The 12,180-nt window shown below is 35.2% G+C and carries 7 protein-coding genes; all 7 read right to left on the bottom strand.

What is annotated here, in order from left to right; translation table 11 throughout:
* Positions 1-369: 369 nt before the first annotated feature.
* Positions 370-1,398, bottom strand: coding sequence for a PD40 domain-containing protein (locus HNS40_RS20575; protein WP_172284502.1), 1,029 nt, complete (start codon positions 1,396-1,398; stop codon positions 370-372).
* Between the two features lie 61 nt (positions 1,399-1,459).
* A complete protein-coding gene (locus HNS40_RS20570) occupies positions 1,460-2,278 on the bottom strand; it encodes a CPBP family intramembrane glutamic endopeptidase (RefSeq protein WP_172284500.1) in 819 nt (272 codons plus the stop codon).
* Positions 2,279-2,459: 181 nt separating this feature from the next.
* Entirely contained in the window at positions 2,460-3,416 is a 957-nt protein-coding gene (locus HNS40_RS20565) for a PD40 domain-containing protein (RefSeq protein WP_172284498.1), read from the bottom strand.
* A gap of 478 nt (positions 3,417-3,894) precedes the next feature.
* Positions 3,895-4,380 (bottom strand): hypothetical protein, encoded by a 486-nt coding sequence (locus tag HNS40_RS20560; RefSeq protein ID WP_172284496.1) that lies wholly within the window; start codon positions 4,378-4,380, stop codon positions 3,895-3,897.
* Positions 4,381-4,588: 208 nt separating this feature from the next.
* Positions 4,589-6,742, bottom strand: a complete 2,154-nt coding sequence (locus HNS40_RS20555; protein WP_172284494.1) for a PAS domain-containing hybrid sensor histidine kinase/response regulator — start codon at positions 6,740-6,742, stop codon at positions 4,589-4,591.
* Positions 6,739-10,485 carry a chemotaxis protein CheB gene (locus tag HNS40_RS20550; protein WP_172284492.1) on the bottom strand — a complete coding sequence of 1,249 codons (3,747 nt, stop codon included), beginning with the start codon at positions 10,483-10,485 and terminating at the stop codon, positions 6,739-6,741. Before HNS40_RS20550 ends, HNS40_RS20555 begins: the two co-directional genes overlap by 4 nt.
* A gap of 181 nt (positions 10,486-10,666) precedes the next feature.
* Positions 10,667-11,875, bottom strand: a complete 1,209-nt coding sequence (locus HNS40_RS20545; protein WP_172284489.1) for a DUF4365 domain-containing protein — start codon at positions 11,873-11,875, stop codon at positions 10,667-10,669.
* Between the last annotated feature and the right edge of the window lie 305 nt (positions 11,876-12,180).

Below are 12,180 nucleotides of genomic sequence, written 5' to 3'. Positions count from 1 at the left end.
TTCCCACGACTGAAACCAAGTCAAAGTCGTTTTGTTATTCACACGCTTTGCCTTTTTTAAAAATCAAGATAGGCAGGACTTAAAAGGCCCGCGTCTGGAACCGAGCAACTTCATCTTTCAACTCATTCATTCTTATTGGCTAAAAATGCCCGAATTCGTTTTCGTTTCCTTAATTAAAGAAAGAACTTTTTTCCCTACCAAATGCTTTGTCCTTTGAATTTAAATGCTTGGTAACGATCCTTGGGTATGAAGCTGTGCGGGAGTTCCGCCGTGTTTCAGTGTCCCCCGAAACCGAAAGTTAAAGATAACTAAAATTGTCAGAAAACCACGAAAACCCGCATGCTTTATGACCCAATGTTACCAAACGTATTATTTCAATTCCATAGGTTTCAAGTTTTCAATTATTTTAGCATCTATCCAAAATATATCTTCACTCTCATTTCCTGGATTATCTAATATTTGCATTTTATCTCTGTAACTTATTGGTTCGTCTATATATTTCTTATAAGTAATTCTCATAGATGAAAAGAATAAATATTTGCCATCAGGACTAACCATTGGGCAGCCTTCACCAGTATATGAAGCATTTACATTTTCACCCATATTTATTGGTTTGATCCATTTTCCATCTTTATTTTTGAAACTAATAAAAAGATCGCCAGGTTCATGTTCGTCTTCTCTATCTGATTGAAAGATTAAATAGCTTTCATCAGGTGCGATAAATGGATCATTTTCCCAGAATTCTGTATTTACTGGAGCTCCCAAATTTACTGGTTCTTGATATTTATTATCTTTAAATTCTGTCATCCAAATATCTCCTTTTCCAAAACTACCTGGTTTTGTAGTTGCATAAAAATAAATATTACCCGAATTAGCAATTGTTGGCGATATTGTTGAAAATTTATTTGAATTTACAGGAGAGCCAAGGTTTACAGGTTCTCCCCAATCATTCTCGTTTCTTTCCACAACCCAGATTTCCCAATGACCAATTGATTTCCCTTTTCCACTAAGAGGCATTCCACAACTGTAAACCATTTTATTACCATCGGGTGATAAATTACATTTTCCATCATAATTGCCCATAAATGCTGCTATTTGAGGTTCTTGCCATTTTCCATCAACTTCTTTCATAAAGTAAATACCGCCACGTGGTGGTCCCATTATTCTAAAATATACTTCTTTTCCGTCTGGAGTAAAGCTACAACCTGATTCTTCAAATGGAGTAGAAATAATATTTGGAGCAAAAATTTCAGCTTGCATCCCTGGAGGTTTCTGTCCAAGATAGGGTCCACTTAAAATTGGAAAATCAGAGTCTTTTGATCTATTTTTTTGAGAATTGCATGCAATTAGAAGTATCACAATCGAAGTCAATAAAATAATTCTTCCAAATTTTTTCATCTTTTTTTAGTTTTATATGTTTGGTAACAGCTGTTATGGCACGTTGTATTTCTGATAATATTTAACAAATAACATTCTTAATTAAGTTCTTTTTAAATTTGTTGATATACCATATTATAAAAATTAAGCCAAAAATTATCCCTGCCAGTCCCTCACCATTAATATAAATCATATTTCCCTCTATAATTCCTGGCTCATTCTGATAGATATTACCAAGTATTATTGGGTTATAAAAGTTCCAGACAAAATGAAATATCATAGGAGGTAATATATTGTTTGTTAAAAAATACGAATATGCAAATGGTAGTGAAAAAACAAAGACTGCACCCATCTGTATAGCTGAAAATAAAAGTGGATTTTCCATATTTGTATGATTAGCTAATCCAAATACAGCTGGTCCATGCCATAATGCCCAAACAATACCTACAACTATTGCACTATATATTTTCCCTTTAGCTGTAGCTAATTCTTTCAATAAAAAACCTCTCCAGCCATATTCTTCACCAAACATTAAGAGAAATCCAATTATTATCATCTCAATTGAAGGGAAATTACTTAATTCCGATAATTTGTCTGAATTAAATTTACCGATACCTGTTAAAGAAACTACGATAGCCACAAGTCCAATAAATAATAATGGGTAAATAAGTGAGAATAGAATTGATTTAAGATTTATTCTAGTAGTTATAGGTCTAAAAACTAATTTGAACGACTTATAGCGTATCGAATTTATAGTAGTGCCCACAATTGCAGGAATTAACATAACCAAAGGAAATAATTGCACTGTTTCCGGTTTTGAAAAAAGTAACAAAGTGATACTCCAACTAACAGTGAGTACAATCACGATAAAAATTACCGAATATTTAATTTCTTTCTTCATCTGTTTTGAAAGTTTAAATTTTTTTACAAAAATGTGCCATAACCGTCTGCTGGTAAATTTTGTGCGGGTGTCTGCCGCGTTTCATTATACACCGTTAAACAACTTTACTAAGATAAAACTTAGTCAGTGAACTACAAAACCCCGCATTGAATTTGAATGCGTGTTACCAAACGTATTTTATCTATTTCTTAAGTTCTTTAGGTTTTAGATTTTCTATAACCTTAGCATCAACCCAGTAAAAATCACTACTTTCTGTCACTGGATTTCTTCTGGAGAAAAATAAATACTTTCCGTCAAGTGATATTCGGGCACAGTAGTCTGAGTTCTCAGTATTAATAAGCTTCCCCATATTTACTGCTTTAGTCCATGAATTGGACTCAATATCTTTAAAGCTAATATAAAGATCATTCTCACCTTCCCCACCAGATCTCCTTGAATGAAAAATCAGATAACTTTCATCAGGAGCAACAATTGGATCAAGATCGGTAGAATCTGAATTGATCTCATCTCCAAGTTTTTCGGGTTCTAAGTAATTGCTATTTTCGTTTTTGGTAACAGAAATGTTTGGTCCGTGTTTTCCAAAAAAGTATATATTACCATTTTTAGCAATTGTCGGATGAACTTCATTGCTGTCAGAATTTACAGATAATCCTAAATTTTTAGGTTCACTCCACAAACCTTCAATTCTTTCAACATACCAGATATCTGCATCTTTTTTTGGTTCTCCATCTTTTTCCAATGGTCTTTTTGAACTAAAGTAGAGTCGTTTGCCATCAGGGGCGGCTGTTAAATCCCAATCCATAAATTCTCCTGAGAAAGATGCTATTGTGTCTTGTGTCCATGTCCCATTTACAATTTTCCTAAACCTAATTTGGGGAAATGGACGCTCCCATTGCGAATAATATAATTCTGTTCCTTCTTGCAAGAAGTTAATACCTAAAGCAAATTTTCCAGGATTTGGTAATATTCCTAGTGCAAATATTTCAGGAATTAACCCAGGTGGTTTTTGACCAAGATATGAACCTTTAATAATTGGAAGATCAGAATTTGTTTCAGCTTTTTTTTGCGAAAATGTAGAATTTAAAATTATAAATAATGTCAAAATGGTTAATGTTGTTTTCATTATAGTTTTTTTCATTTATTTTTTATATTAATATTTAATTATTGATGCATCTATAAATAATATGACTCTTTTATATAAAGAACGTTACTTTATTTTTTATTATAAAACTATTTAGATAGTATGCTTAGTTTATTCTACAAGCTCAATTTGTAGATAATTATTCTGTCTTGTAATTTTTATCTATTACGAACCTATTATATCGTGAAAAAAGACTCTAAAATTTTATGCTTAACAAAAAGAATAGAACTACTTGAGTTATTGAATTCGGAGTTTTTTTTAATATGTTTGGTAACGTTTGGCTATGAAAAGTACGGCATTGATTACTAAAATGTTCCAGTTTACTCATGAGCCAAGCATTTGTTTTGACTGCAATTTAACAATTTATTCTAACTAGTCAAGATGAATGTCTTGGCGGGGCTTACAAGTACTGATACTGTTGAATTTAATGCGGAAACCGTATTTTTTATGAGCCGTTGTTAGTTCTCGTTATTCTTTATATCCCCCAAAAATCAACTCCCGAATTTTCAAACAATCCACTTTCACAGTTAAAAGTGAATTCTATAATACAACCTCCTTCTAATCCGTAATTTATGATATCTTTTTCAAATGAAATCCAATAGTCGGTAAAGGCAATTTTAAGAATACCCTTTTCATTCACGATAGGATGAATTCTAATTATTGGAAATGATTTTTTCCTATTATCATATTCTATTTTTAGTTCATTATAATTCAGGTATCTAATGCTAAACTCTCTGATTGTAGTAGGAAGATCTACTGTCATTAATTGATTATATTCAACTATTACATTATACAAATCTTTGTTAGAATTTATATTCTGATAATAATTAGCACTACTATCTAAGGCTAATGCAAGTGCTGAATAGTATAGATTATCATTTATTTCATTTTTGTCCGTTTGGGAATAGCTTTGAAAAAAAAATAAGTTGATAAGAATTGAAAGAATAAAGATTTGTTTCATGCGAATGATAATTTCTTGTATTTAATGAGAACTAACGGATGGCGGTATGAAACGTTGCGCATTTTGAAACACAAACTTATCAGCCCGCTAAGCCGTTGATTAAATGTTATTTCGTTCAAATATAGCACTATCCGCGCAATGTTTTATGACCGCGTGTTATAGCCATGTGCTTTATTTTCTGTCATTTAAAATCCTGTCAATTTAATAATCATTTAGCGAAATACTTTTGTATCATCGCCTGCAATTCTGTTGTTTTAATCGGTTTTGCAATATAGTCGTTGCAGCCCGACTCTATTGCTTTTTCCCTGTCGCCCGTTAGTCCATAAGCTGTTTGTGCAATAATGATAATCTCTTTGTTAAACTCACGGATTTGCATTGTGGCCTGGTATCCACTCATTTCGGGCATACGAACATCCATCAATATCAAGTCAATGTCAGGATTTTTGCGGCATATTTCAACGGCTTCAACACCAGTTTTTGTTTTTAAAATTTCTTTGCCAAACATTTTGATTGTTGCATCCAGTAATATTTCCGATACTTCATCATCTTCAGCAATCAGTATTTTAAGTTTTCTTACCGTTTCGTTTTTCTCTGAAACCACAGCTTGGTGGCCATTGGATTCTTTTGTTGGTTCAGTATTGTAAGGCAGGGTGAAATAAAACGTTGAGCCTCCTGCCTTAGCGGCAGGCAGGTTGTTTGCCTGGCTTTCAACCCAGATTTTTCCGCCAAGCATTTCCACATAAGCTTTGCTGATACCCAATCCCAGCCCTGCTCCCTGATGTGCCTGTTTATCTTCAATATCGGCCTGTATAAAACGCTCAAATATTGCTTCCTGCCGATTTTGTGGAATTCCAATCCCGGTGTCTTTGACACAAAACTCCAGCTCAGTGGCCGCATTGTTCTTTTTTAACTTATAACCAAATTCAATGGTTCCTTCATTGGTGTATTTTATGGCGTTTTTCACCAGGTTAGTAAGAATGGCATACAATTTTTCACGGTCGGTTTTAATGGCTGCTTCCTTTGCCGGCAAGGGGTTTTTAAAAGTGAGCTTTATCCCTTTTGTTTCTGCTTCCGGCTTAAAGAAAGTGTAAATGTACTCGATTTGCTCGTTAACATTTGTCTCCTTTATATCGAGTTTCATCAGCCCTGCTTCTATTTTTGAAATATCAACAATATCGTTGATAATATTCAGCATCCTTGCACCGCTCTTTTCAATAATACTTATATAAGTTTGTTGCTCATCGCCTGTAATCTTGGGGTTTTTTAGTAAATCGGCAAACCCAAGGATGCCATTCATAGGGGTTCTTATTTCATGGCTCATATTGGCAAGAAAAGCAGATTTAAGGCGGTCGCTTTCTTCGGCTATTTCTTTGGCTGAAATTAGTTCTATTTCTGCATTTTTTAAATAGGTAATATCACGGGAAACTCCAAGAACGGAAACTACTTCACCTTTATCATTAAATTCAGGGAAAAGTCGCCAGTCAAGATAAATATTACCATTAACGCTTTCCCAACTAAATTGCTCAAAATATGGTTGTTTTGTTTTAAAAACGCATTCAATCTTTTGTTCCCACATTTCACATTGCGCTATATCGTAAAGTCCTGCTTCACTATGGGTTTTCCCAATAATTTGTTCCGCTGTACCTCCCGATGCTTCAATAGCATTTTTATTCATATAAATATGCCGAAAATCTTTGTCATAACGCATAATATAATCCAAGCTATTTTCTGATAAAGACCTAAAATTTTCTTTGCTTTCTTCGGCTTTTTCTTTGGCTTTAACTAACGCATTTTTAGCAATTTTACTTTCTGTTATGTCATTCAAAGTCAACAAACACAATTCACTATTCTGGCTAACAATGCCGTCAATGGTTACATAAATTGGCAAGTTGTCTTTGGCTTCAATGATTACTTCGCAGCTTTGCTTTTCTTTAGCGGTAAAAATTCTTTGAAAAAACTGATTAAAAACAGGACGTGTATTTACAGATAAAAAAATTGCAAACCGGCTGTTTATCAGTTTAGAACGTTCCTTGCCAAACATTCGGGCTGCTGCAAAATTAAGCTCCGCAATATTTCCTTCTTTTGTAAGTGAAAGATATCCCGAAGGTGCAAAATCATACAATTCGGTATATTTCTCTTTTGCAATTTCAGCACTTTCTTTTGCAATTAGAAGTTCTTCGTTTTGCATTTCGAGTTCTATCTGATGCACTTCTAATTCGTGAACCAGCTTCAGCTTGTCGGCTTCTGTTGTAGAAACAAGGCGCGCCTTGTCTGAACGCAATTTTAATTGCTCTTCTGCCTTTTGGCGAAGTATGGCAGCATCGGCGGGTGTCTGTGCTGATTTTTTTTGCTTGTTGCTCATGATTTTTCCTCCTCATAATTGCTTTCCCCGGACTGCTTGCCTGCCTGTTTGGCAGACAGGCGCTCGGTGATGTCCCTGACAATGGCTAAATTAACTGATTCTCCATCCAGTTGAAATAAGTTGAGGGATATCTCCACCGGAAAGGTTCGGCCGTCTTTGGCGATATGCACCGATTCGAACAGCAAATGCTTATCACGTAACAATTTCTCACCAAAAGAAGGCACTTGTCCAGCGGTGCCAACAACATCAATTTCATTGGGCGACAATTGCATGAGTTCCTCCCGCGTATAACCCAGATTTTTACAGGCAGCATCATTAACAAGCTTAAAGTTTGTCGTGTTTCCATCTTCTTCTATTCCCATAACAAGTATCGTATCTGTGGTACTGTTGAAGAGCGTTCGGAGCATCAACTCGCTTTTTTGAAGTTTATCTGCTGCCTTGCGCTCGGTGATGTTTTCGGCTACTGCAAGAATGCGTAGGATGGAACCATCAGGTGAATTTAATGGCACAGTACGGAAATGCTGATATTGATCATTGATAAACAGATTAAATGATCGTTCCTCACCCTCAAAGGTCTTTTCATAATGTCCTCGAACGAAGTCTGTTTGGTCACCGAAAACCTGTTCCAGAGACAAGCCGACAAATTGCTCGGGATCAAGGTTCTGTTTAGTGAATTCTTGTCCGGATGTAAAGCCAACTGTAAAATCTTTTTCAATGATTGATAGGTAGGAATTCGGATAGTTGTCGGCTATTTTGCGCATAAGTTTTTCACTCTCACGCAACTTTTCATCCGCCTGCATACGCTCGGTAATATCAACAAAATTTACAATAATTTTATCAAGTTTATTATCAGAAAAAACGGGAATGGCACTAGCAATTACCCAAGTGATATAATCTCTGTCTTTTGTTTTTACCCCCAGTTGATAGGAGTTGAGTTTTTGTTTTGTTGTAATTACTCTGCTTACAGGATAATCTTCAACTTTCATAATTGATAGGTCTTCATTTACAAAATTCCAGAACGGATCTGTAAGCTCTTTCCCAAGCATCTGATTAACAGCCAATCCAAGTATGCGGGTCGCTTCAGGATTACTGAATACTACACTGCCATCATTATTATGAACCACCACGCCAACCTGAAGATTCTCCAATGGAACTTTGTAATTCTCTTCGCTTTTATTCACTGCAAGTTTAAGTTCTGTGCTGTCAATAAATGTTATCACCAGCCCGTCGATGTGATCATCGAAAGTGCGGTATGGCATTATGCGAACGGTAATCCATTTTTGATCATCTGTTGCAACAGTTATTTCTTTAAACACAAGCGTTCGTAAAACTTCATTTGCGTGGTCTGCCATTTCGGAATATTGCAAATTGGTAACCATATCGGTAAATGGTCTGCCAATATCACTTTGTCGCAGTTTAATCAGCTTTGTTAATTGGTCGGTAAAGCGGCGTATGTTTAATTCTTTGTCGAGAAACAGGGTTGCAATATCGGTGCTGTTAAGCAAATTTTTCATGTCGTTATTTGCAAACTGTAAATCAGTGATTTTGCTTTGCAACTCAATATTTACCGTTTGAAGTTCTTCGTTCAGGCTTTGCATTTCCTCCTTCGATGTGGTTAACTCTTCGTTGGTCGATTGAAGTTCTTCGTTGGTGGACTGCATTTCTTCATTGGTCGATTTTAACTCTTCCTGCGTGGTTTGCATTTCTTCGCGTGTGCTTTGCAGTTCTTCATTGGCACGTTGCAAATCAAGTTCTATTTCTTGCTCACGAACGCCTGAATTTTGAGTTCCTTTCTTCGTTTTTCTATTGCTTGTTCCTGAAGTTTTTGCTAAATCATAAAAAACAATCATAATTGTTCCTTTAATGGCTTCGGGCTTATCAATTAATTGTAGTGTAACATCCACCACTTGAGTGCCGCCGTTTATCCCCACTTTAATATTGTGCAATTTTACCTGCTCAGCACCTTGCTTTGCTTTACGTATTGCGCCCAGTAGTTCGTGGTTTAATCCTTCGCGCGCCATGGCATAAATATTCCAGTTTGCTTTACCGGCGGCAGGTTCTAAATATTTACCGGTTTTGCCGGTGATGTATAAAATGTCGCCTTCGGAATTTATCAGCACACTTGCCGGAGAAAATTGTTGAAGTAAAATCTGGTCGGCAAGGGTTTGTATGTTTTCGGTAATTTTAACAGGGTTTATTTCTTTTGCAACTTGTCTTTTTGTATGCGCAAATGAACTTGGGAAATCTAACAATTCAGTATTTACCGGGCTTGCAGAACGTTTATAGATTTTCAATTTTGCATCAATTGGTAAAAACAGATTGTTTTGAGAATTTTCGTTTTCGGCGCTGCCAAGTATCATTATACCCTCTGCATTCATGCTGTAATGAAACAAATTCATCAGTTTCTTTTGCAAGTCGGCTTCCATGTATATCAATAAATTGCGGCACAGCATAAGGTCGAGTTTTGTGAATGGCGGGTCTTTAATCACATTTTGTGGTGCAAAAACCACCATTTCGCGTATGGCAGTATTTACACGAAAACCGTCTTCTTCTTTTGTGAAAAACTGGCTAATCCTTTCGGGCTCAACATCGGCAACAATATTTTGACTAAAAAATCCTTTGCGGGCTTTCTCAATAGCATCGCTATCAATATCGGTAGCAAATATTTGAAGTGTAAAGCTTTTCTCATGCTTTATTCTATCTACGGCTTCTTTAAAAATAATTGCTAATGAATATGCTTCTTCGCCGGTTGAACAGGCTGTAACCCAGGCACGTAAAACATGTCCGTTGGGCAGTTCGTTAAACAAATCGGGTAATACTTTCTCTTTTAGTTTTTCCCAAACAAGGGCATCACGGAAAAAACTGGTTACACCAATCAGTAATTCTTTAAAAAGAATATCCAACTCTATTGGATTTTTCTGTAAAAACCTTACATAATTGGCAATTTTTTCAATTAGATGCACGCTCATTCGCCGTTCGATACGCCGATACAAGGTGTTTCTTTTATACAGCGAAAAATCGTGCCCGCTTTGTGTTCTGAGTAAAATAATGATTTTTTCGAGATTACTTTTGCTTTCATCATCAATATCGGTTTTCTGCACAATCGCCGGAGTGTATTTAAGCAATTCAACCAATTTTGCAGGAAGTTCATTTGCTGCTGCCAGAATATCAACAACTACAGCATTAATCGCGCTTTGCGGCATGCCGTCAAATTTTGCAGTTAAAGGGTCTTGCACCAGCACAATTCCATTTTTCTCTTTTATGGCTTTTAGTCCCAAGCTTCCGTCTGATCCCATACCTGATAGAATAACACCCACGCTTTTATCCTGTTGGTCTTCGGCTAATGAGCGGAAAAAATAATCAATCGGCAGCCGTAAGCCACGCGATTCAACCGGCTCAAACAAATGCAAATAGCCATTTAAAACCGACATACTTTTGTTTGGCGGAATAACATACACATGATTTGCTTTCACCTGCAAATGGTCAATTACCTGAGCCACTTTCATATCGGTTGTCCGCTGCAAAAGTTCGGGCATTATGCCCACATGGTTTGGGTCGAGATGTTGAATAACCACGAAACCTATTCCACAATTTTTCGGCACATTTCCAAAAAACTGTTCCAATGCCTCTAATCCACCTGCCGATGCTCCAATACCAACAATCGGAAAACTGAGCGTATCCGCTTTTTTTTGTATCCCTGTTTTTGAACCTGGATTTTCTTCTTTTGCAGTTAATTTTTTCATGTTATCTTTTCACTAATTTCATAAAGGTACGATATTTTAGCATTGGCTATAACGTTTAGTGTATGATTTCGTAAGGGATTGCGGGCTTCAAACTTATCAATTTACCACCTAAAATTGATGCGGGTGATAACGCTCGAAAACTTCTGAAACCCTTATGAATTATACACATTGTTACCTGCTTTTATTTTACTTTTTTTCTTTCATAATCATAAAAAGGTAATTTCTGATTGACTTCATTTAAATAATCTCGTACCAGATATATTACATTGTTTTCTTCTCTACTTTTATCCTTTACCACAATCAATATATTATGCAAGAAAACAACAATACTAGAAATCAACGAATCAAGCTCTTGACACTCTAATGGCGCAAATCCTTCATTTAATTTATTATTATTTAAATCCTCAAGTTCTGATTCTAGAAATAATATTGTATCCACAAATTTATTATACTTTCCATTATTATCATACAATCCTACTGCGGACTTCATACTATTAAATAATTGCTTGCTTTTATGATATACTTTATCAGCAGTGTCAAGATAAAATCCTTTTGGCAATTCATTATCAGGAATAAAATCAGCTAAATATGAATAATCTTTATCCCAAATGATATCAATGTCATTTATAGATTCATCAGGTGTAAATGGATTTAAAGGAAATTTACAATTTTCATTATTCCAAATTGCTCTACAAAAAGTCAAGCCTCTATCAACTTGTTGAACTCCATCATAGAAAAACAGAAATACAATATCTGCTAATTTATCGCCATGTGTTTCTTTTGTTGATTCACTTCTATAATAATCACTGTGCCTAAATTTATCAATAATGCTAGGTATCATGTTTTTCATTGAATACCTACTTTTTGCCTGAGTCGATTCTACTAAAACTTTTGCCGAAATACGACGTGCTCCATTATGCGATGTATCAGAAACATTTATAGTTGTATAATGATTAGGGTTTGAATAAAACTTTTTAATATCATCAATTGATTCTTCTAGTATGTTTGATTTTGGAATCTTAATTTTCCATCCTTTATCTAGGTTTTCTACTTTTGAAGAATTTACAAACTCCCAAAAACTATTCTTTGTTTCTGGATTATATAAAACTATCAAAACTGGTAACGATTGACTGAGCCAATAATCAAGATGTTTTTTCTTCCCCCTATAGATAAATGATTCATTCGATTCTTCCTTAAAATAACTCATCCCACTTTTAATTTGCAATGCAAATATTTGACCTGTTGGAATTTTATCTTGAACTATTTCAACATGCATATCAATCCCAAAGTCAGATATTGGTTGTTCTCTCTCTATCCATCCAAATTTCTGAAGAAATGTTAATGCTACTTGGTGAACACCTATTCTTTCTATTGGGTCAAATTTTGTCATGTTTTATCGTCTTTGTTTAATTGCAGGTAACGTCCTAGGCTATGCATAGTGTGGTTTTCAAAGCCATTATCTATCTGCCTACTCCGATGTTTATTTTATGTTTATATATTCTATTCTACTACAAAACCCACATTATGTATGAGCCTTTGTTACCAAGCGTTTTGAACTCTTCAATTTATAGGTTTCATCTCCTTCAAATCACCAAATAATCAAAGCATTAAAATCTATATTATTAGTCATTCTTCAGGGCATTTTTTATTTTAAAAACTCTTTAAGCGGCCAAAAAAGTTCGAACTTAAAATGTC

This window comes from Lentimicrobium sp. S6 (assembly GCF_013166635.1).
Lineage (GTDB): Bacteria > Bacteroidota > Bacteroidia > Bacteroidales > UBA12170 > UBA12170.
Note: the sequence above shows the minus strand (reverse complement) of the source record. Positions and strands in the feature narration are given on the sequence as shown.

What these genes read in the sequence shown, in the direction of transcription:
- HNS40_RS20550 (WP_172284492.1), bottom strand. Translation starts at nt 10,485, where the DNA reads ATGAAAAAATTAACTGCAAAAGAAGAAAATCCAGGTTCAAAAACAGGG.
- HNS40_RS20575 (WP_172284502.1), bottom strand. Translation starts at nt 1,398, where the DNA reads ATGAAAAAATTTGGAAGAATTATTTTATTGACTTCGATTGTGATACTT.
- HNS40_RS20560 (WP_172284496.1), bottom strand. Translation starts at nt 4,380, where the DNA reads ATGAAACAAATCTTTATTCTTTCAATTCTTATCAACTTATTTTTTTTT.
- HNS40_RS20570 (WP_172284500.1), bottom strand. Translation starts at nt 2,278, where the DNA reads ATGAAGAAAGAAATTAAATATTCGGTAATTTTTATCGTGATTGTACTC.
- HNS40_RS20545 (WP_172284489.1), bottom strand. Translation starts at nt 11,875, where the DNA reads ATGACAAAATTTGACCCAATAGAAAGAATAGGTGTTCACCAAGTAGCA.
- HNS40_RS20555 (WP_172284494.1), bottom strand. Translation starts at nt 6,742, where the DNA reads ATGAGCAACAAGCAAAAAAAATCAGCACAGACACCCGCCGATGCTGCC.
- HNS40_RS20565 (WP_172284498.1), bottom strand. Translation starts at nt 3,416, where the DNA reads ATGAAAAAAACTATAATGAAAACAACATTAACCATTTTGACATTATTT.